General features: G+C 72.2%; 18 protein-coding genes. 10 read left to right on the forward strand and 8 right to left on the reverse strand.

Annotated features, from left to right (window positions below; genetic code table 11):
• Nucleotides 1-10: 10 nt before the first annotated feature.
• From LNW73_RS29185 to LNW73_RS29195, 3 genes are all read right to left on the reverse strand, one after another.
• A complete protein-coding gene (locus LNW73_RS29185; RefSeq protein ID WP_250991943.1) occupies nucleotides 11-583 on the reverse strand; it encodes a TetR/AcrR family transcriptional regulator in 573 nt (190 codons plus the stop codon).
• Nucleotides 584-649: 66 nt separating this feature from the next.
• Nucleotides 650-994: an antibiotic biosynthesis monooxygenase family protein gene (locus tag LNW73_RS29190; protein WP_250991944.1), complete on the reverse strand. Its 345-nt coding sequence runs from the start codon at nucleotides 992-994 to the stop codon at nucleotides 650-652.
• A 97-nt stretch (nucleotides 995-1091) separates the two neighbouring features.
• Entirely contained in the window at nucleotides 1092-2726 is a 1635-nt protein-coding gene (locus LNW73_RS29195) for an acyl-CoA synthetase (RefSeq protein ID WP_250991945.1), read from the reverse strand.
• Between the two features lie 181 nt (nucleotides 2727-2907).
• Between LNW73_RS29195 and LNW73_RS29200 the strand changes: the two genes are divergently transcribed.
• From LNW73_RS29200 to LNW73_RS29220, 5 genes are all read left to right on the forward strand, one after another.
• Nucleotides 2908-3714 (forward strand): crotonase/enoyl-CoA hydratase family protein, encoded by an 807-nt coding sequence (locus LNW73_RS29200; protein WP_250991946.1) that lies wholly within the window; start codon nucleotides 2908-2910, stop codon nucleotides 3712-3714.
• 28 nt (nucleotides 3715-3742) lie between these two features.
• Nucleotides 3743-4693 (forward strand): Zn-ribbon domain-containing OB-fold protein, encoded by a 951-nt coding sequence (locus LNW73_RS29205; RefSeq protein ID WP_250991947.1) that lies wholly within the window; start codon nucleotides 3743-3745, stop codon nucleotides 4691-4693.
• Complete coding sequence (locus tag LNW73_RS29210; protein ID WP_250991948.1) at nucleotides 4694-5740, forward strand: thiolase domain-containing protein; 1047 nt, start codon at nucleotides 4694-4696, stop codon at nucleotides 5738-5740. It abuts the gene before it with no gap.
• Nucleotides 5737-6903, forward strand: coding sequence for a thiolase domain-containing protein (locus LNW73_RS29215; RefSeq protein ID WP_138353945.1), 1167 nt, complete (start codon nucleotides 5737-5739; stop codon nucleotides 6901-6903). The genes LNW73_RS29210 and LNW73_RS29215 overlap by 4 nt, the downstream gene beginning before the upstream one ends.
• Nucleotides 6904-7001: 98 nt before the next feature.
• Entirely contained in the window at nucleotides 7002-7241 is a 240-nt protein-coding gene (locus LNW73_RS29220; RefSeq protein ID WP_138353944.1) for a DUF397 domain-containing protein, read from the forward strand.
• 102 nt (nucleotides 7242-7343) lie between these two features.
• On the opposite strand, the gene LNW73_RS29225 is transcribed toward LNW73_RS29220, so the two are convergent.
• Nucleotides 7344-8042 carry a maleylpyruvate isomerase family mycothiol-dependent enzyme gene (locus LNW73_RS29225; protein WP_250991949.1) on the reverse strand — a complete coding sequence of 233 codons (699 nt, stop codon included), beginning with the start codon at nucleotides 8040-8042 and terminating at the stop codon, nucleotides 7344-7346.
• A 376-nt stretch (nucleotides 8043-8418) separates the two neighbouring features.
• On the opposite strand from LNW73_RS29225, the gene LNW73_RS29230 reads away from it, so the two are divergent.
• Nucleotides 8419-10371 carry a phosphocholine-specific phospholipase C gene (locus LNW73_RS29230; protein WP_250991950.1) on the forward strand — a complete coding sequence of 651 codons (1953 nt, stop codon included), beginning with the start codon at nucleotides 8419-8421 and terminating at the stop codon, nucleotides 10369-10371.
• A 112-nt stretch (nucleotides 10372-10483) separates the two neighbouring features.
• Here the strand turns inward: LNW73_RS29230 and LNW73_RS29235 are convergent, their stop codons facing one another.
• On the reverse strand, nucleotides 10484-11584 hold the full coding sequence (locus LNW73_RS29235; protein ID WP_250991951.1) for an isoafricanol synthase: 1101 nt from the start codon (nucleotides 11582-11584) through the stop codon (nucleotides 10484-10486).
• Between the two features lie 181 nt (nucleotides 11585-11765).
• Here LNW73_RS29235 and LNW73_RS29240 point away from each other — a divergent pair, with 181 nt between their 5' ends.
• From LNW73_RS29240 to LNW73_RS29250, 3 genes are all read left to right on the forward strand, one after another.
• Nucleotides 11766-14687, forward strand: coding sequence for an ATP-binding protein (locus LNW73_RS29240; RefSeq protein WP_250991952.1), 2922 nt, complete (start codon nucleotides 11766-11768; stop codon nucleotides 14685-14687).
• A 144-nt stretch (nucleotides 14688-14831) separates the two neighbouring features.
• Entirely contained in the window at nucleotides 14832-17753 is a 2922-nt protein-coding gene (locus LNW73_RS29245) for an ATP-binding protein (RefSeq protein ID WP_250991953.1), read from the forward strand.
• Between the two features lie 77 nt (nucleotides 17754-17830).
• On the forward strand, nucleotides 17831-18331 hold the full coding sequence (locus LNW73_RS29250; protein ID WP_138353938.1) for a hypothetical protein: 501 nt from the start codon (nucleotides 17831-17833) through the stop codon (nucleotides 18329-18331).
• A 93-nt stretch (nucleotides 18332-18424) separates the two neighbouring features.
• Here the strand turns inward: LNW73_RS29250 and LNW73_RS29255 are convergent, their stop codons facing one another.
• The gene (locus tag LNW73_RS29255; protein WP_250991954.1) at nucleotides 18425-20359 is read right to left on the reverse strand and encodes an N-acetylmuramoyl-L-alanine amidase; all 1935 of its coding nucleotides are present in this window, start codon (nucleotides 20357-20359) and stop codon (nucleotides 18425-18427) included.
• 292 nt (nucleotides 20360-20651) lie between these two features.
• Nucleotides 20652-21740 carry an aminoglycoside phosphotransferase family protein gene (locus LNW73_RS29260; RefSeq protein WP_250991955.1) on the reverse strand — a complete coding sequence of 363 codons (1089 nt, stop codon included), beginning with the start codon at nucleotides 21738-21740 and terminating at the stop codon, nucleotides 20652-20654.
• 493 nt (nucleotides 21741-22233) lie between these two features.
• On the opposite strand from LNW73_RS29260, the gene LNW73_RS29265 reads away from it, so the two are divergent.
• Entirely contained in the window at nucleotides 22234-23706 is a 1473-nt protein-coding gene (locus LNW73_RS29265) for a DNA-binding protein NsdB (RefSeq protein WP_250991956.1), read from the forward strand.
• Nucleotides 23707-23758: 52 nt separating this feature from the next.
• Here LNW73_RS29265 and LNW73_RS29270 read toward each other — a convergent pair whose 3' ends face one another.
• A complete protein-coding gene (locus LNW73_RS29270) occupies nucleotides 23759-25237 on the reverse strand; it encodes a PP2C family protein-serine/threonine phosphatase (RefSeq protein WP_250991957.1) in 1479 nt (492 codons plus the stop codon).
• Nucleotides 25238-25399 lie beyond the last annotated feature (162 nt).

Below are 25399 nucleotides of genomic sequence, written 5' to 3' on the forward strand. Positions count from 1 at the left end.
TCGGCGGCGGTCATCGCTCGGCGGTGGTCGAACGGGCGGCGAGCAGTGCGACCGCGCCGCGCACCGCCTGGTGGAACGGCTCCTGCGAGCCCTCGGCTCGGGCGAGCACATAGCCGCCCTGGACGACGGCGGTGATCATGGCGGCGGTGTCCCGCGGATCGAGCGCGGCGTCGAACTCGCCCGCCGCCAGGCCCTCGGCGATGATCTCCGCGAGCCGTCCGCGCAGCCAGCTGAAGGTCTCCTGCACCGGGCGGCGCAGCTCCGGGCTGTCGATCACGTCCGGATCCATCGCCATCCGGCCGACCCGGCAGCCGCGCAGCGCGTCGCGCTCGCGCAGCAGATAGGCCGAGACCCGCTCGAGAGCGGTGCCGCTGGACAGCTGGGCGTCGGCCTGCGCCATGAGCTGTTCCGCGCTGCGCCGCATCGCGGTCAGCGCGAGCTCGGGCTTGCCGGAGAAGTGGTGGTACATGCTGCCCTGCCCGGCGCCCGCGTGCTGCTGGATCGCTTTGGGGCTGGTGCCGGTGTAGCCGCGTTCCCAGAGGAGTTCCTGGGTGCTCTCGATCAGCCGTTCCGCGGTGTCCATGATCCGAGTGTACATACTAGTAGGTACAGAAGCCACCGGCAGAGGCGGACGCCGGCCGGGCGGGCCCTAGTCGCGCCGGAAGCCGTAGGCCCGCTCCACGCGGGCCACTTCGACGCTGTACGAGGCGTACCACCGCTCCCGGCCCAGCCGTTGCACCTCCAGGTGCTCCGGATCGGCCTTCCAGGAGGCTATGGACTCCGCGTCCGAGTAGTAGACGACCAGCAGATCGCGCCCGTCGGGTCCGCTCTCCGACTCGCGGCCCAGATATCCGGGCCACTTCGCGGAGAGCGGTCCCATGCGGCGGTTCGCGTCCGCGTACCCCTCCGGGTCCTCGCCGCTCGGCAGCGTCGTGATGATGACGGCGTAGTAGGGCGGCTCGGGACGCTGGAACGAGGTGGAATCGGTGGACATGCGCGCACTCCGGTGATCGACGGGGGATCCTGACCGCCGAGCGTAAGTGCCGCCACTGACAACGGGTGGGAACCTCCTCCGGACTACCGCCTCCGGACTACCGCCCGGCCTCCGCCGCGCCGGTGGCCACCGAACGGGCCCAGCGGTAGTCGGCCTTGCCGCTCGGGGAGCGCTGGATGCGGTCCATGAGGACGAGGCTGCGCGGGATCTTGTAGCCGGCCAGCCGGGTGCGGCAGTGCGCCTGGATGTCGTCGAGGGTCAGCGGGTCCGCGCCGTCGCGCGGCTGGACGACGGCGGCGACGTGGTTGCCCCACTTCTCGTCCGGCACCCCGGCGACCAGCGCGTCGTAGACGTCGGGGTGCGCCTTGAGGGCCTCCTCGACCTCCTCCGGATAGACCTTCTCGCCGCCGGTGTTGATGCACTGCGAACCGCGCCCGAGAACGGTGACGACGCCGTCGTCGTCGACCGTCGCCATGTCCCCGAGCAGCACCCACCGCTCGCCGTCCCGCTGGAAGAACGTCTCCGCCGTCTTCTTCGGGTCGTTGTAGTAGCCGAGCGGAACGTGCCCGCGCAGGGCGATGCGTCCCGGTTCGCCGACCGCGACCGGCTCCAGCGTGGCCAGGTCGACCACCGCGATATGGGAGTTGACCCGCAGCCGGAAACCGTTGGCAGGCCCGGAGTCGTCGGTGGCCGTTCCGTTGAAGCCGGACTCCGACGAGCCGAAGTTGTTCAGGATCATGACGGTCGGGACCAGCGCCTGGAACTGGGCGCGGACCGTCTCGGACATGATCGCGCCCGAGCTGGAGATGGTGAACAGCGAGGAGCAGTCGGTGCCCGCCAGCGGTCCGGCCAGCGCGTCCGCCAGCGGCCGGAGCATGGCGTCGCCGACCAGCGAGACGCTGCTGACCTTCTCCTTCTCGATGGTGCGCAGCACCTCGTCCGGCACGTACTTGCGGTGGATGACGACCTTCTGGCCGAAGTTGAAGCCGATGAACGCGGTGAGTGTGGAGGTGCCGTGCATCAGCGGCGGGGTCGGGAAGAAGACCAGCCCCTCGCCGCCCGCGGCGACCCGCTCCGCCAGTTCCTCGGGGCGCTTGACCGGCTCGCCGGTGGGCGCGCCGCCTCCCATGCCGGAGAAGAAGAGGTCCTCCTGGCGCCACATCACGCCCTTGGGCATACCGGTGGTGCCGCCGGTGTAGATGATGAACTGGTCGTCCGCCGAGCGCGGCGGGAAGCCGCGGTCCGGTGATCCGGCCGCCTCGGCGTCGGCGAAGGCGACCGGGACGATGGCCGGTTCCCGCTCGTCCCCGGCCGGAACGCCCACCCTGACCAGATGCCGCAGTTTCTCGGTGTGCGGCAGCGCGGCGGCCACCCGCCCGGTGAACTCGGCGTCGAAGACCAGCGCCGTCAGATCCGCGTCCCGGTAGAGGTAGACCAGCTCCTCCTCCACGTACCGGTAGTTGACGTTCACCGGCACGGCGCGGGCCTTGACGCAGGCCAGCGCCGTCTGCAGGTACTCGATGCCGTTGTAGAGATGCAGTCCGACGTGGTCGCCGGGAAGGATCCCGCTGCCGATCAGGTGGTGCGCGATCCGGTTCGCGGCCGCGTCGAGCTGGGCGTACGTCAGCCGCCGCTCGGCGCCCGTGCCGGGGTGGTCGATGTAGACGAGCGCCTCCCGGTCCGGGACCACGTCCACGACCGACTCGAAGAGGTCGGCAAGGTTGTACTCCACGGCTCCTCCAGCCTCGATGCTGCGAAGGTCTCGGCGGTCATTAGAACCCTCCTGGAGCGAGGTGGGAAGGGTTCCCGGGCGGGAAATCTGACTGGTAGTCAGAAAACTATTGAACTCGACCTGCGCCTACTGCAACCTGTTCTAGGTCCGCGACGGAAGATTGCGACCTTGGAGGCCGGCCATGGGCGGCACGGAACATCTCACGGTGGAGCGCGTCGGCGCGACGCTCGTACTGACCCTGAACCGGCCCGAGGCGAAGAACGCCCTCTCGCTGCCGATGCTCGTCGGTCTGTACGACGGCTGGCTGGCGGCCGACGCCGACGACTCGATCCGCTCCATCGTCCTCACCGGGGCCGGCGGCACCTTCTGCGCCGGCATGGACCTCAAGGCGCTGGCCTCCGACGACGGCGCGATGGCCGGACAGGAGTACCGCGACCGGATGAAGGAGGACCCCGATCTGCACTGGAAGGCGATGCTCCGGCACCACCGGCCGCGCAAACCGGTGATCGCCGCCGTGGAGGGGTACTGCGTGGCCGGCGGCACCGAGATCCTGCAGGGCACCGACATCCGCGTCGCCGGGGAGAGCGCCACCCTCGGGCTCTTCGAGGTCCGGCGCGCGCTCTTCCCGATCGGCGGATCCACCGTGCGGCTGCCCCGCCAGATCCCCCGCACCCACGCCCTGGAGATGCTGCTCACCGGCCGCCCCTACTCCGCGGCGGAGGCGAAGGACATCGGCCTGATCGGCCATGTCGTGCCCGACGGCACGGCGCTGGAGCGGGCCCTGGAGATCGCGGACCAGATCAACGCCAACGGGCCGCTGGCCGTCGAGGCGGTCAAGGCGTCCGTGTACGACACCGCGGAGATGACCGAGACGGAGGGACTCCGGCACGAACTGGAGCGGGGCTGGCCGATCTTCGGCACCGCCGACGCGAAGGAAGGTCCCCGGGCCTTCGCCGAGAAGCGCCCCGCGGTCTTCAAGCGCGCCTGACCCGAGGGACCCAAGGAGAGAAGCCCCCATGACCGAAGTCCTCAGCGCACCACTGGTCGTCGAGTTCCCGTTCACCCGCTCGCTCGGCCCCGTCCAGAGCGCGTTCCTCACCGGCCTGCGCGAGCGCACCGTGCTGGGTGTGCGCACCGGCGACGACCGGGTGCTCGTACCGCCCGTCGAATACGACCCCGTCACCTCGGCGGAGCTGCGGGAACTCGTGGAGGTCGGCGCCACCGGCACCGTCACCACCTGGGCCTGGAACCCCGACCCCGGGCGCAACCAGCCGCTCTCCACGCCCTTCGCCTGGGTCCTGGTCCGGCTCGACGGCGCCGACACCGCGATGCTGCACGCACTGGACGCGGCCGGCCCCGACGCCGTCAGCACCGGAATGCGGGTACGGATCCGCTGGGCCGCCGAGCGGGTCGGCGCGATCACCGACATCGCCTGCTTCGAACCGGACGACGGGACCGGGCAGCGGGACCGTACGGCCACCGCGCACACCGGCGAGTTCGCCGACCCGGTGACCGGCATCGTCGCCCCCGCCCGCCTCGACTACGTCTACAGCCCCGGCCGGGCCCAGACCCGCTACCTCGCCGCGCTCGCCGACCGCAAGATGATCGGCGAACGCTGCCCGTCCTGCCGCAAGGTCTACATCCCGCCCCGGGGCGCCTGCCCCACCTGCGGCGTCGCCACCGAGGAACAGGTGGAGGTGGGGCCCGGCGGCACCATCACCACCTTCTGCATCGTCAACATCAAGGCCCGCGGCCTCGACATCGAAGTGCCGTACGTCTACGCGCACATCGCCCTGGACGGCGCGGACCTCGCCCTGCACGGGCGCATCGGCGGCCTCCCCTACGACCAGGTGCGGATGGGGATGCGCGTCGAACCCGTGTGGAGCGAGGACGGCGGCTTCCCCGACCACTACCGGCCGACCGGTGAGCCCGACGCCGACTACGACACGTACAAGGAGATGGTCTAGATGCGGGACGTCGCGATCGTGGCGTTCGCCCAGAGCAAGCACGCCCGCAGCACGGCCGAGGTCTCCGAGGTCGAACTGCTCATGCCCGTGCTGCACGAGGCGCTCGACCAGGTCGAGCTGAAGGCCAGCGACATCGGCTTCACCTGCTCCGGGTCGTCGGACTACCTCGCCGGCCGGGCCTTCTCCTTCACGATGGCCCTGGACGGGGTCGGCGCCTGGCCGCCGATCTCCGAATCGCATGTCGAGATGGACGGCGCCTGGGCGCTCTACGAGGCCTGGGTGAAGATCCTCACCGGTGAGGCCGACACCGCGCTGGTGTACTCCTACGGCAAGTCCTCGCCCGGCGACGTCCGCGAGGTCCTGACCCGCCAGCTCGACCCGTACTACGTCGCGCCGCTGTGGCCCGACCCGGTCGCGCTCGCCGCGCTCCAGGCGCGGGCCCTCATCGACGCGGGGCACACCAGCGAACCCGAACTCGCCGGGGTCGCCGCCCGCAGCCGCGCCGCCGCGCGGGACAACCCGTACGCGCAGCTCACGTCCGTCCGCGACGGCGGGGAGTACGTCGTCCAGCCGCTGCGCCGCCAGGACTGCCCGCCGGTCGGCGACGGCGCCGCCGCGATCGTGCTGGCCGCCGGGGACACCGCCCGCCGGCTCTGTGCCAGGCCCGCGTGGATCCGCGGCCTGGACCACCGGATCGAGGCGCACAGCCTCGGGGTCCGCGACCTCACCGACTCGCCGTCCACCCGGCTCGCGGCCGAACGGGCCGGGCTCTTCGACGCGCCGGTCGACACCGCGGAACTGCACGCGCCGTTCACCTCCCAGGAGGTCGTCCTGCGCAGGGCGCTGCGGCTGGGCGACGAGGTGGCCGTCAACCCGTCCGGCGGTCCGCTCGCCGCCAACCCCATGATGGCCGCCGGCCTGATCCGGCTGGGCGAGGCGGCCGCCCGCATCCACCGCGGTGACTCCGACCGCGCCGTGGCCCACGCGACCTCCGGTCCCTGCCTGCAGCAGAACCTGGTCGCCGTCCTGGAAGGGGATGTGAAATGAGCAAGGCACCCGTGGCCGTCGTCGGCATCGGCCAGACCAAGCACGTCGCGGCCCGGCACGACGTGTCGATCGCGGGGCTGCTGCGCGAGGCGGCCCTGCGGGCGCTCGCCGACGCCGAACTCACCTTCGCGGACATCGACGCGGTCGTCATCGGCAAGGCCCCGGACTTCTTCGAGGGCGTGATGATGCCGGAGCTGTACCTGGCGGACGCCCTCGGAGCGGTCGGCAAACCGATGCTGCGGGTGCACACCGCGGGCTCGGTCGGCGGCTCGACCGCGCTGGTCGCCTCGAACCTGGTCGCGGCCCGCGTCCACCGCACCGTACTGACCGTCGCGTTCGAGAAGCAGTCCGAGTCCAACGCCATGTGGGGGCTCTCGCTGCCGATCCCGTTCCAGCAGCCGCTGCTCGCCGGCGCCGGCGGCTTCTTCGCCCCGCACGTACGCGCCTACATGCGCCGCACCGGGGCGCCCGACCACATCGGCTCCCTCGTCGCGTTCAAGGACCGCCGCAACGCCCTGAAGAACCCCTACGCCCACCTGCACGAGAAGGACATCACGCTGGAGAAGGTGCGGGCCGCCCCCATGCTGTGGGACCCGATCCGCTACTCCGAGACCTGCCCGTCCTCCGACGGCGCGGTCGCGATGGTGCTCACCGACACCGAGGGCGCGGCCCGTACACCGCGCCCGCCCGCCTGGCTGCACGGCGGCGCCATGCGCAGCGAGCCGACGATGTTCGCGGGCAAGGACTACGTCAGCCCGCAGGCCGGCAAGGACTGCGCCGCCGACGTGTACCGGCAGGCCGGGATCACCGATCCGCGCCGGGAGATCGACGCGGTCGAGATGTACGTGCCGTTCTCCTGGTACGAGCCGATGTGGCTGGAGAACCTCGGGTTCGCCGCCGAGGGGGAGGGCTGGAAGCTCACCGAGGCGGGCGTCACCGAACTCGACGGCGATCTGCCCGTCAACCCGTCGGGCGGGGTGCTGTCCACCAACCCGATCGGCGCGTCCGGCATGATCCGGTTCGCCGAGGCGGCACTGCAGGTACGCGGCCAGGCCGGTGAGCACCAGGTGGAAGGGGCCCGCCGGGCGCTGGGCCACGCGTACGGCGGCGGCGCGCAGTTCTTCTCGATGTGGCTCGTCGGCGCCGACCGGCCCACCACCTGATCGGGCGGTGTATCCGGGCAGCTTGTCCCATTGCCTGTCGGGCGATGGGCCCGGTGGCTAGGCTGGGTCGCGGATGACGACGTGGGAGGAGAGCGGACGTGGCCGAGAGCACCATCGGACAGCCGTTGACCAACGGTAAGAAGCCGCAGCTGGATCTTGCGAGCGCGGACTGGCAGTCCAGCAGTCAGGGCACGGGCGACGTCCAGATCGCCTTTATCGAGGGCTACATCGCGATGCGGGACGGGCGGAGCCCGGACGGGCCGTCGCTGATCTTCACACCCGCCGAATGGCGCGCCTTCGTACTCGGCGCGCGTGACGGCGAGTTCGACCTCACCTGAGGCGTCCGTCCCGGACGACGCCCGCCACCGGCCGCCGGGCCTCGTCACCGAGGCCCGGCGGCCGCCCGTTCGGCACCGACACCGGCACCGCTACGGCTACGGCTACGGCCACGGCCCGAGTTCGGGCAGCGGTGCCGATCCGCTGTCCAGCGGGCCCTGCGGTTCGCGGCCGGCCAGCCAGGCGGTGAGGTCGGTGAGCCGGCCGCGCACGGTGACCGGTTCGCCGTCCCCGAGGACGGGTGCCTCCGGGCCGTCCGACGCCGCGAGCGTCAGCCGCACACCGTCCGGTACGCGCGGCGCGAGGAAGTCCAGGACGTGCGCGCAGAACGGCCGTGACCACTGTGCGGGCCGGTACCCGATCGCGGCGTCCGCCGTGTGGATCTCCAACTCCCGCCACCAGGCGAGCGCGGCGGCCGACAGCGTGGCGTCGCGATAGCGCACCGGCCGCTCCAGGTCCCGCGGGCCGACGGCCGTCCACGCCCGCTCCGCCTCGTCGAGGGCCGCGGTGACGGCCGCCCGCAGTTCGGCGGCCGAGCGGCCGTGTCCGGCCTCGATCGCGGCGTCACGGGCCGGCCGCCCACCGTCGTAGGGATCGATCAGCTCGTCCTTGAGGGCGTAACGCGCCTGCCGGGCCAGGGCGAACCCGACCCCCTCGACATGGCTGAGCAGATGCCCGCGGGCCCAGCCGGGCAGTGCGCTCGGGGCGCGGACCTCGGCGTCGGTCAGCCCGGCGAGCAGCGCCCGCAGCCGCGACTGACTCTCCAGGACCGCCGGTACGGGGTCGGGACGGTTCACGGCCACAGCAGCTCCTTGTGCCGGCCGCCGTCGGAACGGCGGTGGTTCAACCGGGGGTGATCGCGGTTCTGGTCGCCCTGCCGTCGCCCTGCCGGAACTCCACTCCCGGAACTCCACTTCCCGGAACTTCACCTGCCGGGCGCAACAGCTAATGCATCACCGTGAATATAACATTAGGCCGCCGCTCCAGGGTGGCCGGTTCGGGCGGCCCCGGTGGCGCGTATCAGGACGTCCGGCGGCTTTGCCCGTGCTTGGGGCGCCCGACATCTTGTGTGCGGCAATTCGCCATGGGAGTCTCCGCGCGTATTGGCGCGCCCGTCGCGTTCTCCCCGTTCAATTCGGCGCGACCCCCCCACCTGTGTCCCCTGACCGAGGAGTCGCTTTGACGCCCTTGTCCCGCCGTGGATTCCTGGGAGCCGCCGCCGGCTCCGGCGCCGCCGCCGCGTTCGGCACGCTGCCCGCCTCCATCCAGCAGGCCATGGCCGCCACCTCGGCGGCCGGCACGCTCGACGATGTCGAGCATGTGGTGATCTTCATGCAGGAGAACCGTTCGTTCGATCACTACTTCGGCACCCTCAAGGGCGTCCGCGGCTACGGCGACCGGTCGCGGCTGCGCTTCCCCAACGGCCAGGACGTGCTGCGCCAGACCGCGAACGGACCCTCCGGCGGCAGCCTCGTACTGCCCTGGCACCTGAACACCGCGACGACGGACGCGCAGCGGGTGCGGGACCTCGACCACGGCTGGTCGGGCACCCACGGCGCCTGGAACAGCGGCAAGTACAACAACTGGGTGCCGGCCAAGAGCGCCTGGTCGATGGGGTATTATCAACGCGCCGACATCCCGTTCCAGTTCGCGCTGGCCGAGTCGTTCACCCTCTGCGACCAGTACTTCTGTTCCGTGCAGGGGCCGACCAACCCCAACCGGCTGTACCAGTGGACCGCCACCGTCGACCCGGCGGGCAAGAACGGCGGGCCGGTCACGGACAACTCCGAGAAGGGGTACTCCTGGACCACCTACGCCGAGCGCCTGCAGTCGGCGGGCATCTCCTGGCGGGTCTACCAGCAGCAGGACAACTACGACGACAACCCGCTCGCCTGGTTCAAGAACTTCAAGAGCGCCGCCACCACGTCACCGCTCTACGTCAACGGGATGCAGCGGCGTTCCGCCGACGCGTTCAACCAGGACGTGAAGAACGGCACGCTGCCCGCCGTCAGCTGGGTCGTGGCCCCCGCCAACCAGAGCGAGCACCCGGACTACCCGCCGGCGTACGGCGCGAACTACACCTCCAAGTACGTCCTGGAGTCGCTCGCGGCGAACCCGGCCGTCTGGGCCAAGACCGTGGTCTTCCTCAACTTCGACGAGAACGACGGCTTCTTCGACCATGTGGCGCCGCCCGTCGCGCCCGCCGGAACCGCGGACGAGTTCATCGGCGGGGTGCCGATCGGGCTCGGCCCGCGCGTGCCGATGATCGTGATCTCGCCCTGGAGCCGCGGCGGCTACGTCAACTCCGAGGTCGCCGACCACACCTCGCCGCTGCGGTTCCTGGAGAACTGGACCGGGGTGAAGGAGACCAACATCTCCGCCTGGCGCCGCACCGTCTGTGGCGACCTGATGACCGCCTTCGACTTCACCACGAAGAACACCACGTTCCCTTCGCTCCCCGACACCGCCGCGCTGGTCGCCGCCTGCGACGCCCAGAACTCGCTGCCGGACGCCGCCCCGCCGTCCTCGCAGGTGGCGCCGGTCCAGGAGTCGGGCAGCCGGCCGGCCCGGCGGATCGGCTACGGCTTCGACACCACGTCGTGGACCGAGACGAGCACCGGCCGCATCTGGATCAAGGTGGTCAACACCGGGACGCTGGGCGCCGGCTTCGCGATGTACACCGTCAACTACCGCACCTACGACAACTGGCGCTACACCGTTCCCGTCGGCGGCAGCGTGCAGGACTACTTCAGTGCCCAGACGTACGGCGGCGGCCTGTACGACATCGACGCGCACGGCCCCGACGGCTATCTGCGCGGCTTCAAGGGCGATGTGCGGACCTGGTCGAACGCGGCCAAGGGCCACCCCGAGGCGGCCGTGGCCATCGCGCGTGCGACGCCGCGGAACCTGGCGCTGACGCTGACCAACGCCGGTGGCGCGGCGGTCGTCTTCACCGTGGGCGGCAACGCCGCGGGGGACGGTTCCGGCGGCAGCACGGTGACCGTCGCGGCGGGCGGCACCCAGCAGGTCGCGCTCACGTCGGCGGCCGACGGCGGCTACGACTACACCGTCACCGCGAACACCGGTGACGGCTTCGAGCGCCGCTTCGCGGGCCGCACCTACCCCGCCTAGGAAGTCGGCGTCCGCCCGCATCCGGGCCCCGCGAGGGACCGGATCAGGGCGGGACCGGGGCCGCACTCCCGTGCGGCCCCGGTCGTTCCGCCGCGCCGTTCACGGTCCCGGCTCAGCCGAGGCCGCCGGGGCGGGTGCCGTCAGTGCCGAAGAGATCCGACCACGGCCGCTGTCTGCCGCCGCTCACCGCGGCGACCCCCGAAGCGCGGTACCGGGCGGTCTCCAGGGACCAGTCGAGATTGCCGCGCATCACATGGCGCATGGCGCGCACATAGTCCTCCACCTGCGCCCGCAGCGCGGGCGCGGCGTCGTACTCGTCGAGCACCGCGGGAAGCCGCGCGGCGAGCATCTGGAACCGCTGCACACGCGCGTTGGCGGCCCGCGCGATGAGTTCCACGGCCCCGTCCAGCGTGTGGTCGCTGGTGTCGAGCAGCAGGATCACGCTGTTGTTGACGTCCCCGGCGGCCAACTCCTTGTCCACCGACATGATGTCGTTCACGAAGATCACCACATCACCGGTGATCTCCCGCATCTCGGCGAGCGGGCCCGAGTGCAGCATGTCCGGCAGGGTGTAGCCGCCGCACCGCTCGGCGAAGTCCAGGCACGGCTGGACGCCGATGGAGTCCCGCCGGCCCCGCAGGAACGTCTCGAGGGTCATGGGGGGCCGCCGCGTCCGGTTCAGGGCCTCCCAGTGGTAGGCCCGCAGATAGTCCCGCCAGTGGTCGCGGAAGCGGTGCTGCCACACGGTCGGCGTGCCGGCCGCCGAGCGGAGCCAGATGTCGCGGAATCCGTCCGCGAGCGGGTTGCCCGGCGGGTTGGCGGTGCCACGGACGGGGGAAGGTGGTTCGTAGAGGATCGACACCAACGTGTCGACCTCGCGCTCCACGTCGTCCGGCCGGCGCCCCAAAGGGCCGTCGAACTGGTCGTCGAAGATGAAGAACCAGGCGTTGAAGTCGGCGGCGAGGTCGAGATCGGATCCGGTCGCACGGGGGTAGAAGAACGCCATCAGACGCTCCAGCCGCAGCGCGTCGTATTCCTCGACATCGCGGTCGAAACGGAGTATCGCCAGGTCGCGCAGCCACTGAAGGGTGTGCCGGCGGGCTCGGTCGGTGTGCGGGCTCGACCGCCCGGGGAAGGGAATGCTCAGCAGGGTGGTGCGTTCCGCGAGGATGTCGCGCTGGATGGGGCCGCTGGGGGCTGTGGTGTCCGACAAGGTGCCCACCTCGGGTTGCGTCGCGGTGGTCCGGAGCCGCCCGGACCATGGGGAAAGTGAACTGGCGTTTGCCATCTACCCGTTCGTCCGACCTGGATATCACCAGGGAGCACTACAGAGCGTCCCGGCGGGCGTACGCTCGGCGCTACCTGCCGAACAGGCAACGAGAACGGGAACGGACATGCCAGACGCGGTGGAACAATTGGGACGAGTGAATCGCTTGGTTCTCGAACGTGAGTCCGAACTCGTCGCGCTCGACGGCGCTTTGAACGATCTCTGCGGGAATCGGCCCGGCACGAAGCACGGCGGGCTGCTCGCTTTCGCGGGTCCTGCCGGGCTCGGCAAGACCGCGCTGCTCGCCGAGGTCCGCAGGCGAGCGGCGGCGCGTGGCTGCACCGTGCTGTCCGCACGCGGTGGCGAGCAGGAGCAGGGCATGGCCTTCCATGTCGTCCGCCAGCTCGTCCAGCCGGTGCTCGCGGCGGCCTCCGAGGAGGAGCACCGCCGGATATTGGGCAGCTGGTACGACATCGTCGCCCCGGCGGTCGGGCTGGTGGCCTCGGTCGGCGACGGCGCCCCCGATCCCACCGGTGTGCGTGACGGCCTGGACTGGGTGGTGACGCGCTTCGCCGTCCAGCAGGCGCCCGTCGTGCTGATCCTGGACGACGCGCACTGGGCCGACGCGGAGTCGCTGGCGTGGCTGACCGCCTTCGCCCCGCGGGCCGAGGAACTGCCGATGCTGGTGATCGTCGCGTACCGGCCGGACGAACTGCCCGCCGACGCGATGGCGTTCCGCAAACTCGCCGGCCGGCACGGCTCCCGCCCCTTCGACCTGGTGGCGCTCACCCCGGGCGCCGTCCGGCGCATAGTGCGCGACGCCGTGGGGGAGAGCGCCGAAGAGGCGTTCTGCCGTGAGGCGTGGGCGGTCACCGGCGGCAACCCGTTCGAGGTCACCGAGCTCACCGCGAAGATCTGCGACCGCGAACTCAAGGGCCAGCGCGAGGACATCCCGGAACTGCGCGAACTGGCGTCCGCCGTCAAGGGCAGCGGCCTCATCGAGCGGATCGAGAAGCTGGGCCCGTCCGCGGTCCGCTTCGCCTGGGCGGCGGCCGTCCTCGGCACGTCGATCGCACCGCCGCTGGCCGCGGGTGTCGCCGCGCTCGGCCGCGAGGAGGCGGCCGACGCCTTCGAACGGCTGCGGGCCGCGCGCATCCTGACGGTCGGCAGCACCGACAGCTCCACCCTGGAGTTCGTCCACCCGCTGATCGCCACCGCCGTCTACCGGGCGATCCCCAGCGCGCTGCGCGTCGGGATGCACGGCGAGGCGGCCTCGGCCGTGACGGAAGCGGGACTGGGCGCCGCCACCGCCGCCCGGCACCTGCTGGAACTGCACCCCGAGGGCGACGAGTGGGTGGTGCAGCAACTGCGCGGCGCCGCCCGCGAGTACCTGCGGGCCGGAGCGCCCGAGGCGGCCCAGCGCTGCCTCGCCCGCGCCCTGCGCGAACCACCGCCCTACGGCGAGCGCGCGGCCGTGCTCTTCGAACTCGGCTGCTCGTCGCTCCTCAACGAGCCCGCGAACACGGTCAACCACCTGCGGGCCGCCCTGGAGGAGCCGGAACTCGAACCGGAGCTTCGCGAGGCCATCACCTACCGGCTCGCCCAGGCGCTGGGACACACCGGCCGGATGGCCGAGGCCGCCAGAACCGTCGAGGCCGAGGCCAGCCGGGCCAACAACACCCGCACCCGGCTGCGCATGCAGGCCGAGCAGTTCATGTGGAACGCCTTCCGGGCCGACGAACAGGACTCGCCCGCCCGCTCCCGGCGGCTGAGCCGGCTGGCGGACCATCTCACCGGCCGCGGCCCGGCCGAGCGCTACATCCTGGGGCTGCGTGCCTGGGACGCGATGGTGCGCGGCGAACCGGCCGCCGTCGCGGTCCGCTACGCCGAGGAGGCCCTCGGCGACGGCCTCAGCTGGACCGACGAGAACTGGGGCTTCGAGGTTCCGGTCCTGGTCGCCCTCACCTTCATGTACTGCGACCAGCCGGGCCGCGCGGAGGACCTGTTCACCAAGGGCATCGCGGAGCTGGAACGCAAGGGCTGGCGCGGCGCGCACCTGTCGTTCGGGTTCACGCTCCTCGGGTACATCCGCTACCGTCGCGGGCGGCTCGCCGAGGCGGAGGACCTGGTGCACGCCGGGCTGGGCATCGCCGACCGGGTCGGGCCGGGAGTGCCCGCGCAGTGGTTCGCGATCGGCATCCTCATCGAGATCCTGCTCGCCCGCGGCCGTACCCACGAGGCGCAGGAGCTCGCCGACACGTACAACTACGGCGAGGTGATCCCGAACGCGGTGGTCTACCCCGACTCCCAGACGGTCTTCAGCGAACTGCTGCTGGCCCAGGGCATGCGGGGCGACGCCGAACGCCACCTCACGGCGGTCGGCCAGCGGCTGGAGGCGCGCGGCATGCGCAATCCCGCCTGGTGCCCGTGGCAGCTGCACCTCGCCCAGGCGGTGGCCCTCGTCGAGCCCGAACGGGCCGCGGACACCATCCGGGAGGCCGTGCAGCGGGCCCGCCAGTTCGGTACCGCGTCGGCGATCGGCATGGCGCTGCACGCGTCCGCCGAAGTGACCGGCGGTTCCGACGGACTGCGGCTGCTCGCCGAGGCCGTCAGCCATCTCGAATGCTCACCCTCGGCGTTCGAACTGGCCCGCGCCCAGGTCGCGTACGGGGCCGCGCTGCGCCGGGCCGGACTGCCGCAGGACGCCGCCGACCGGTTGCACGCCGGTCTGGAAGGCGCGCTGCACTGCAACTCGGACGCGCTCGCCGGCCGGGCCCGTGACGAGCTCGCGGCGGCGGGCATGCGCCCGCTGCAGCTGCGCAGTACCGGGACCGACACGCTCACCGGGCCGGAGCGGACCGTGGCCGAACAGATCGCGGGCGGCCGGTCCCCCAGTGAGGTCGCGGAGGAACTGGGCACCGCGGAACGCGAGGTGACGCGCATGCTGTCCGCCGTCTACCGCAAGGTCGGCACCGATCACGCCGGGCTGCCCAAGGCCCTCGAACAGACATCGGACAACGGGTTCCAGCACTCTGCGCTGGGGCGATGAACCAGGGCCTCGGAAGGTAGGGCCGCGGCAGGTCCGGGACAGGGTCCCGGACCGCGCCGCGGGCGTACGCTGAGGTGGCATCGGACGCGCGTGCGCCGAGCGCATCGGGCGCCCGGCGTACGCGGTGGTACCAGGGGGTGCACGATGCCGGAGCACAGGGCCCGTTCAGGGCGCCCGTTGCTCGAACGAGAGCCCGAACTCGCCGCTGTGGACGAGGCGTTGCGCCAGCTCACCGGCTTGCGGGCGGACGGCGCCGAGAGCCGCGACCGGCCGCGCGGCGGCCTGCTGGCCTTCTCCGGCACCGCCGGGCTCGGCAAGACCACGCTCCTGGCCGAGGCCCGCCGGCGCGCGGCCGACCAGGGCTGCACCGTACTGTCCGCCCGCGGCGGCGACCAGGAGCAGCGGGTGGCCTTCCATGTGGTCCGGCAGCTCCTGCAGCCGCAGCTCGCCGGATCCGGCGAGAGCGAACTGCGCTCCTCGCTCGGCAGCTGGTACGGGATCGTCGGCCCGGCGCTGGGCCTGTGCGCCGCGGGGGACGGCGCGGCACCCGACCCGCAGGGCCTGCGCGACGGCCTGGACTGGGTGGTCACCCATCTCGCCCAGCGGCGTGCCCCGGTGGTCCTCGTCCTGGACGACGCCCACTGGGCCGATCCCGAATCCCTGACCTGGCTCGCCGCGTTCGCGCCGCGCGCCGCGGAACTGTCCATGCTGATCGTCGTCGCCTACCGGCCCGAGGAACTGCCGGACCACGCCGGGTCGTTCCGCGGGCTGCCCGGCAGCAGCGGCCACCGGCCCCTGGACCTGGAACCGCTCACCGCGGCCGCGATAGGCGACCTGGTGCGCGCGACGGTCGGTGAGCACGCGGACGACGCGTTCTGCCGCGAGTGCTGGTCCGTCACCGCGGGCAACCCCTTCGAGGCCGTCGAGCTGACCGCCAGGGTCCGCGACCGGGACCTGCGCCCCGACCGGACCAGCGCGCACCTGCTGCGCGAACTGGCGGCCCTGGTGAAGGGCAGCGGACTGACCACCCGGCTGGAACGGCTGGGCGTGCCCGCCGTCCGGCTGGCCTGGGCCGCCGCGGTGCTGGGCACCGAGATCTCCCCGGCGCTCGCCGCGGACATCGCCGGCCTCGGCGCGGCGGAGGCGGCCGAGGCCGCGGACGGGCTGCGCGACGCCCGGGTGCTGACCGGCGGCACGACCCTCGAATTCGTCCACCCGCTGATCGCCACCGCCGTCTACCGGGCGATCCCCGACGCGGCGCGGGTCGCGCTGCACGGCCGGGCGGCCTGGTCGGTGGTCGACGCCGGCCTCGGAGCGTCGGCCGCCGCCCGCCATCTGCTGGAGACCCACCCCGAGGGCGACTCCTGGGTCGTCGGCCAACTGCGGGACGCCGCCCGCGAGACACTGCGCGCGGGCGCCCCGGAAGCTGCCCGCAGCTACCTCGGCCGGGCCCTGCGCGAACCCCCGTCTCCCGGTGAGCGGGCCGCCGTCCTGTACGAACTGGGCTGCGCCTCCCTGCTGCTCGAACCCGCCACGACCGTCAACCACCTGCGGGCCGCGCTGGAGGAGCCGGCGGGCGACCCCGCCCTGCGCGAGGGGATCCTCTTCCACCTCTCCCAGGCACTCGCCCACAGCGACCGGCTCGACGAAGCCGCCGACACCGTCGGTGAGGCGGCCCGGACCGCCACCGATCCCCGGGTCCGGCTGCGGATGCAGGCCGAGCAGTTCATGTGGGACGCGTTCCGCGCGGACGAGCCCGGCTCGCCCGCCCGCTCCCGCCGGCTGGCCCGGCTCGCCGACCGGCTGACCGGCCGCGACCTCACCGAGCGGTACATCATCGGGCTGCGCGCCTGGGACGCCGTCCTGCGCGGCGAGCCGTCCGGCACCGCCCTGCGCCACGCCGGCCGGGCCCTGGACGGCGGGCTGCACTGGGCCGAGGCGGACTGGGGCTTCGAGGTCCCGGTGCTGGTCGCCCTGGTGCACCTGTACGCGGACCGGCCCGGCCGGGCCGAGGAGCTCTTCGCCGACGGGATCGCCGAGTTCGAGCGCCAGGGCTGGCGCGGCGCCCATCTGTCGTTCGGCTATCTGCTGCTCGGCTACATCCGCTTCCGGCGCGGCCGGCTCGCCGAGGCCGAGGACTTCGCCCGTGCCGGACTGCGGCTCGCGGAGCGCGTCGGCCGGGGCACACCCGTCCAGTGGTACTCCGTCGCGGTCCTCATCGAGGTGCTGCTCGCCCGCGGCCGGGTGGCCGAGGCGACGGAACTGGCGGCGGACCACGACTTCCACGCCCCGTTCCCCGCCGCCGTCACCTTCCCCGACGCCCAGGCCGTCCACGGCGAGCTGCTGCTCGCCCGCGGCATGGCGAAGGAGGCCGCCGTGGAACTGGCCGCCGTGGGCCGCCGGCTGAACCAGCGCGGTATGCGCAACCCCGCCTGGTGCCCCTGGCAGCCGCACCTGGCGCTCGCCGAGGCGTCCGCCGCCCCGGACCGGGCCCGCGCCACCGCCATGGAGGCCGTCGCCCGCGCCCGGCAGTTCGGAGCCGCTTCGATGATCGGGCACACTTTGCGGATCGCCGCCGAGGTGTCCGGGGGAGCGGAGCGGATGAAGCTCCTGGAGGAGTCCGTCGACTGGCTGGAACGCTCCCCGGCCGGCCACCAGCTGGCCTGCTCGCTGGTCGCCCACGGGACGGCGCTGCGCCGGGCGGGCCGCCCGGCGGAGGCCGCCGAGCAGCTCTACCGGGGCCTGGAGGGCGCCCTGCAGTGCGGCGCCGACGAACTGGCCTCACGGGCTCGCGGGGAACTCACGTCGGCGGGCCTGCGGCCCCTGCGGCTGCCCGCCACCGGGACCGCCACCCTCACCGAGCAGGAACATGCGGCGGCCGCCCGCGCGGCCACCGGCGCCACACCGGCGGCGATCGCGGCGGAGCTGTCCACCGACGAGGTCACCGTCGGCCGGCTGCTCTCCGCCGTCTACCGCAAGCTCGGCACCGACCCCGGCGGGCTGCCGGGGACGTACCGGGCGGACCCGCCCGGCGGCCCGTCCGGGGCAGTCACGGGGGAGGAATGAGGGCGGGCCGCGGAGAGGTCCGGCGGCCACGGCCCCCGGCGCCGCGCAAGGGGCCGCGGGCCACGTACGATGGCCGTATGTCGTTCCTCCGCCGCCGCACCGCAGCCACGCCCACCGGGCCGGACTTCGATGTCCTGGCCATGGACCCGGGGGACTGGCCGGGCATTCTCGGCGCCGGGCTGCTGCCCGGTCCCGACGGCAGCTGCCAGGGCATCTTCCTGCGCTACGACCTCTTCGGCGGCCGCGGTCCGGCCATGCTGATCGGCAACCTCCCCGAGGGCTCCCCGGCGCGTGAGCTGGAGGACGGCCAGGTGCCCTTCGAGGTGGCCCAGCTGATGGTGGCGCTCGGCAACGAGGAGCCGGTGGAAGTGGTCAGCACCGAGGACACCCCCGCGATGCACGGCGACGGTCTGCTCATCGTCCGGCGGATAAAGGTCTCGGAAGCACGGATCGCCTGCGCCCAGTTCGACCGCAGCGACGGCGTCCAGGTCACCATCGCCACCTGGGACCGCCCCATCACCGACGACCTGTACCAGCTGCTGAAGCCGCTGCCCGCGGAGATGTTCCAGCAGGGCTGACGGGACGCACACCGCACGCGAAGGGGCGCCGCCGGGATCCGGCGGCGCCCCTGTCACGTCCCACGGCCGAACGGCCGACCGTGGGAGAACGGCTCAGCGCGGGGCGCCCACCTGGGACGGCAGGACGGTGACGTCCTCGGCCCTGACGTACTCCACCCGGTGGCCGAACTGGATCTCGTAGTAGACCTGCTTACCGCGCACGACCTGGTGCGAAGCGGTGTCGAACGTCGTCGAGTAGTAGTACTCGCCCTGGACCCGGTTGCCGATCGCGTACTCCTGGCCCGCCAGGAGCTTGTAGGGCATCGGCACGATCGCCTGCACGGGAACACCCGCCGGGTACGCCGCCGCCTCGGGATAGGCGCGCCCGTAGACCGGGATGTCGGCCAGGCCCGCCTTCGGGGTGGCGGTGAAGCCCCAGGCGTTGACGGCGGTCGGCTGCGACCGGGGGTTGTGGAACCAGGCCTTCTGGCCGAGGTACCACACCGCAGTCCAGTCGCCCTGGCGCTCGGCGACCGCGTACTGCTGGCCGGTGGAGGCACGCGCCCCGACGTCGTTGACGCCCGTCGTGGAGTCACCCGTCGGGTGCAGGCCGATGTCCTTCACCAGCGGCGCGTCCTCGCTCGGCGCCGTGTGCAGCCGCACCGCCTCGGAGCCGCGGGCCGGGCAGGTGTCGCCCGCCGTGACACAGCCGGTGTACAGCGGCCGGTTCTTGTCGTAGTCCGGGCGGATGGTGACCAGGCCGCCGGCCGGGCCCGCCGTGGCGTGCAGCGGAGCGCCCATCAGCTGGAAGTAGTGCGCCCAGTCCCAGTACGGCCCGGGGTCGGTGTGCATCCCGCCGATGTACGCACCGGTCGGTCCCGGCACGTTGTCGTGGCCGAGGATGTGCTGGCGGTTCAGCGGGATGCCGTACTTCTTCGCCAGGTACGCGACCAGCCGCGCGGACGTCCGGTACATCGACTCCGTGTACCAGGTGCCCGGGTCGATGAGGAAGCCCTCGTGCTCGATGCCGATCGACTTGGCGTTGGTGTACCAGTTGCCCGCGTGCCAGCCGACGTCCTTGGTCTTCAGATGCTGGTCGATGTGGCCGTCCGCCGAGCGGACCGTGTAGTGCCAGGCCAGGTACGTCGGGTCCTGCACCAGCTTCAGCGCGGTGTCCCAGCTGCCCTCGGTGTCATGGATGACGATGGTGTCGATCTTCTGACCGGCGGGCCGGTCGGCGAGGTCGTGGTTGCCGTAGTCGCCGGGAGTCGTCTCCTGGTAGGGCGCGGGCAGCCATTCGCAGCCCACCCCGCGCGGGCACTCCGTCCCGCTGTCGTTGGCGTGCTTCAGGCCCAGCGCCGCCGCCTGCGCGGTGGCCGGGGCGATCCCCGGAGCCGCGGCCAGGGTGACGTTCTGCCCGGCGTCGGTCGTACGGGACTCGCCCTGCCGCAGCACGTCGTAGACATCGTCCGCGAAGGCACCGGCGGTCGCCGAGTCGTCGGCGCCCGAGAAGCGCGCGACGGCGCCGTACCAGTCCGCGGGGTCGGAGCTCAGCGGCTGCCCCAGGGACTTCTGGGCGGCGGCGATCAGGGCCGCGCCGCCCGCGACATTGGCCGCCGGGTCCTTGCGCAGGTCCTGGGCCGGCAGCCCGGTCAGCCCCGCGGCCCGCTCCAGCGTGGTGAGGGTGGCGGGCAGCTTCGACAGATCGGCGTCGGGAACGGCCTGCCCGCTGCCGGTCAGCGGCCGGGAGTCGTCACCGCGCGAGTCGTCACCGCCGTCGCCCTTCTGGGGGAAGTCGGTGAGCGCCGTACGGGCGTCCGTGAGGTGCATCGGGCCGTAGCCCGCGGTCACGCTGGGCAGCCCCTGATGGGTGTCCCAGCGCGATTCCATGTACGACACGCCGAGCAGGACGCTCGCCGGTACCTGATAGCGCTGGGCCGCGTCGCTGAACGCCTGCTGCAGCGACGAGGTGGCGGGCTGGGCGGCGTTCGCGGATGTGGCCGTGGAGAGCACGGGCAGCAGTGCCGCGGCAGCGGCCGCCGCGGTCACCGTACGCAGTGTGCTCCGTCGGTGTCTCGCTGATCGGGCGGCGGACTCTCGCAATGCGGCCTCCTTGAAGCGGTACTGGGGCGAACAGCTCCACAGAGGTATCGGCTCCCGGACGATCCGTCAACAGGCCCCAAACGGGCACTGTTTGCGCACGTCAAACGCCCGTGCCGGGAGTTTCCCCGGCACGGGCGCGCTGGCCTGCCCCGCGTCAGTGGTCTGAACCGGTGACGCGGGTGTCGGCGGGTGGTGAAAACCCCCGTGATCCGGGGGCGGGGACGGGTCCGCGCGGAGCTCAGCGCGTGCCGACGGCGGCACGCACCGCCCGTCGGGCCAGACCACAGTCGTCGTGCAGCCGGCGCAGCAGCAGCCGCTGCTCCTCGCCCGCTCCGGGCACACTCTGCGCGGGCGGGGCGGCGCTGCGCATGGTGCGCTGCACGGCGGTCTCGTAGGTACGGATCTCGCGGGTGAGGACGAGCATCAGGTTGACCAGGAAGGCGTCCCGGGAAGCGGGACCCTGGTTCTGGGCGAGCTGGCTGATCTGGCGGCGCGCCACCGGGTCGTTGCCGAGCGCCGACCACAGCACAGCGAGGTCGTACCCCGGCAGGTACCAGCCGGCGTGCTCCCAGTCGACCAGCACCGGGCCGGCCGGGGACAGCAGCACGTTGGAGAGCAGGGCGTCGCCGTGACAGAACTGCCCCTGCACATGGGCCAGTCCGTGCAACAGCTTCTGCAGGTCACCCATGTCCCGGTCGGTGAGCAGCCCCAGCTCGTGGTAGCGCGAGATACGTGCTGGGTAGTCGATCGGCGCGTCGAACACACCGGCCGGCGGCCGCCACAGGTTGATCCGGCCGAAGGCGCCGATGGCCGCACGGACATCGGACCGGGGCGGGGTCTCGGTCGGATGGCGCTGTACCGACACGACCCGTCCGGGCATGCGCTCCAGGACCAGCACACAGCTCTCGGGATCCGCGGCGATCAGCCGTGGGACCCGGGCCGGCGGCCGGTGGCGGACGAACGCCCGGTAAGCCGCTATCTCGTGCTGGAACCGCTCGACCCACGCTGGGGACTGGTCCAGCAGACACTTGGCGACCGCGGGACTGCGTCCCGACGTACCGACGAGCAGTGCGGTGCGCCCGCTGCGGCGCAGCATCTGAACAGGGTTGAACTCGGGGCATATCCGCTGAACCGCGGCGATGGCCGTCCGCAGCTGAGCGCCCTGGGGGCCGGTCAAGTCGAGTCTCCCGCTGAGCGGATGGGAGGTGCCCGTCGGGAGGCCCCGCCGAGCGGCGGTGAGCGGCGGACGGGTGCGCAAGGAGGAGTCCGTACCAGCGGGGTGCGACAACCGGGGCGGAGCGGACACGGAGGACGATGCTGAATACATGAGGGGGAAACAGATCCCTTCGTGTGCCTGCGAGCTCATGACGGTGATGCGGTGCTGCGTTTGACGGTGCTGCGGTGCTGCGTCGGTGCGGTGCTGCCTCCGGCGGTGTCCGCGTCGCGGTGCCGCGACGTGGTGGCCGGTCGGTGGCGTCGGTGGCGCGGCCGGCGCGTGGACGGTCCGGAACCGGTGTCGGCGTCCGGACCCGCACCCTGGGGAATGCGGGTTCGGGCCGGTGGCCCGGTTCGTCCACGCGCCGCACGCCCCTCCCGGGCCGGTCGTCCGCTGCACAAGAGAGCAGCTCAAGGCGGCTCACGGGTGACTCGAACGACCTTCCGGGAGCCGGCTAGTGCCGGGCCGGGGTGGCGCGTTCCTACATCACACCCTGGCGCGGGTGGCAGACCATCTGGCGCACCCTGGCGAAGCGTGGCGAATACTCGCGGGGCCTTTGTCAGCGGATTAGTGTCAACCGTGCCGAGGAACCTGGGGGCTTGACGTGAGCAAAGAAGCCAACACCCGACTTGCGGACCTGTTCGGCCTTACCGGCTGGTCCAAGGGCGAACTCGCACGGTTGGTCAACCGGCAGGCGGCGGCCATGGGCCACCCGCAGCTGGCGACCGACACCTCGCGGGTGCGCCGCTGGATCGAGACCGGTGAGTCGCCGCGCGAACCCGTTCCGAAGGTGCTGGCAGCTCTGTTCACCGAGCGGCTCGGCCGTGTCGTGACCATCGAGGATCTCGGGTTCGACCGGCACCGGCACGCGGGGAAGAAGCAGACCGGAGACGGTCTGCCGTGGCCACCGGAACGAACAGCCGCGGTCCTCACCGAATTCACGGGAATGGACCTCATGCTCAACCGACGCGGTCTGGTGGGCGCGGGCGCCGCGCTCACCGCTGGCTCAGCACTGAGCAGCGCAATGTACGACTGGTTGCACACCGACCCGGCCCTGGTGGCCGATGCACCGGTCATCGACAATCCACTCCACGCCGGAGCCGCTTCGTACGACCGGTACGAGGCGGCTCCGGTGGGTTCCCAGGAGATCGAGGCTCTCGAGCGCTCGGTCGAGGTGTTCCGTGCCTGGGACGCGGCCCGCGGCGGCGGGCTGCAACGCAAGGCTGTGGTCGGCCAGCTCAACGAGGTGGGCGGCATGCTCGCCTACCACCACCAGGACCATCTGCAGCGCAGGTTGTGGGGTGTGGCCGCCAATCTGGCCGTGCTCGCCGGGTGGATGTCCCATGACGTGGGCCTGGAGCCCACGGCGCAGAAGTACTTCGTGATCGCCGCGCACGCGGCGCGGGAGGGAGGGGACCGGCCGCGGGCCGGCGAGGCACTGTCCCGCGCGGCCCGGCAGATGGTCCACATCGGCCGGCCGGACGACGCGCTCGATCTGATGAAGCTGGCGAAGTCGGGATCGGGCGAGCAGGCGCTGCCCCGCACCCGCGCCATGCTGCACACCATCGAGGCATGGGCCCAGGCGTCCATGGGGCGCGGCCAGGCGATGCGGCGGACGCTGGGGGAGGCCGAGGACCTGTTCGTCTCGGACAAGGGCGATGTGCCGCCGCCGAGTTGGATGCAGATGTTCGACGAGGCGGATCTGCACGGGATGCAGGCGCTGGCGTACCGCACGCTGGCCGAGCACGACCCGTCGGCCGCGGCCCAGGCGCAGATGCACGCCAAGCACGCACTGGAACTGCGGGTGGAGGGCCGGGACCGGTCGAAGATCTTCGACTACATCTCGCTCGCCTCGGCGTGCTTCATCGCCAACGACCCGGAGCAGGCCGACCGTTACGCCAGGATGGCACTGCTGACGATCGGCAGTACGTCCTCGCACCGGACATGGGACCGGCTGCGGGAGATGTACCGGCTCACCGGGCGGTACGCGGACTACACGACGATCCAGGATCTGCGGTCGGAGATCGAGGCCGCGATGCCGCCGCTTCCGAAGAACAGGAGCACCCGGCAGGTCTGACCGGGTGGGTTCGGTGACCGGGTGAAGTCAACCAGGTCAACGGTGATCCGGTCTAACCGATTCTCGCGACGAGCACGCAGGCGTCGTCCTCGCGCTCGGGGGCACCGAACTCCTCGACGACCAGCCGTACGCAGTCCTGTGCGGTGCGGGCCCGGGTGAACAGCGGCGCCATCGCGAGCAGCCGCCGTGCGCCGTCCGTCGGCTCCGTCGCGGCCGGGAACGAGGTCCGGCGGGGCACGAGTCCATCGGTGTGCAGTACCAGCAGGTCGCCCGGGTTGAGGGGCTCGGCGGCCTGGGTGTACCGCGCGTCGGAGGTGGCTCCGAGGAGCACGCCCTCGGGCGGATCCAGCGCGCGTCCCGTCCCGTCCCGGAAGAGCAGCGGGGCGGGATGGCCGGCCTGGGCCCAGGACAGGGTGCGGTCGGCGGGGTCGTAGCGGCAGCACAGCGCGCTGCCGAGGGTGGGCTGGGCCGAGGTGTCCAGCAGGTGGTTCAGCCTGCCCAGCAGCGGTCCGGGCTCCAGCCCGGCCATCGCCATGCCGCGCAGCGCGCCGAGCATCATCGCCATGCCGGAGGTGGCGCTCACCCCGTGTCCGGTGAGATCGCCGACGGTCAGCAGCGTCGCACCGTCGGGAAGCTGCAGTGCGTCGTACCAGTCACCGCCGATCAGGGCGCTGGTACCGGAAGGGAGGTAGTGGGCGGCCAGGTCCATGGTGGTGGGCCCGCCGCCCTGCGGGAACCGCAGGGAGCCGCGCCACGGCGGGAGCACGGCTTCCTGCAGCTCAACCGCCAGCCGGTGCTCGGACCGCGCGAGCTGCCGCTGGCGCTGGAGAGAGTCACGGGTCTCTCTCAGCGTCAGCTGGCTGCGGCGCAGCTCACTGACGTCCCGCAGTACGGCCCACATCGAAGCGGTGCCGCCGTCAGCGTCGAGCACCGGCTCGCCCACCATGTGCAGCGTCCGGGTGGAACCGTCGGAGCGGACGATGCGGAACTCACCGTCGATGGGCCTGCCGTCGACCAGACAGCCGGTCACCATCGAGGTGAGGGCCTGCTGGTCCTCCTCGAAGAGCCAGGAGGGGAGCTCGTCCAGCGTCAGCGGACCGTCGTCCGGGTCGCGGCCGAAGATCCGGTACAGCTCGTCGGACCATTCGGCCTCGTCCGTCAGCAGGTCCCACTCGGCGCTGCCGGCCCGGCCGGGAGCGTGATCCGGCACACGGTCCGGGAGGGCCGGGGACGGGAGGTGGGCAGCGGCGAAGTCGCTGGGGACGAAGGGGGTCGCGGTACCGCCGTCGTCCGCTAAACCCTCGCGGAGCTGCCCCAGGTGCTCGCCCAGGTCGTCGAGCTGGTGCACCGCGAGATCGCACAGCGCGCGCTCCCAGCGGACCTGGGGGTCCGCACCGTCCGGGGCGGCGGTGTCGCGGCGTACCGCGTCGACCTCGCTGCGCAGCCGGCGGGCCTGGGAGATCAGCGCGTCCACCGCATCGGGGTCGGTCGACGGTGCGGCGGAGTGATCCGCGTGCAGATGGGACGGCATGACGCTCTCCGAAGGTGACTCCGATACCGGATACCGGTGCTGAGCGGCCAAGGCGGACGGAAGGGCCGGTAACGACTGTGGCACACGGCGTGATGGCCCGTAAGGGTTTCGGCAATACCCGATCCGGTGGTGCTTATGGCATATGCCATATGCCTTCCGGGG

Source organism: Streptomyces sp. RKAG337 (genome assembly GCF_023701715.1).
Classification (GTDB): Bacteria; Actinomycetota; Actinomycetes; order Streptomycetales; family Streptomycetaceae; genus Actinacidiphila.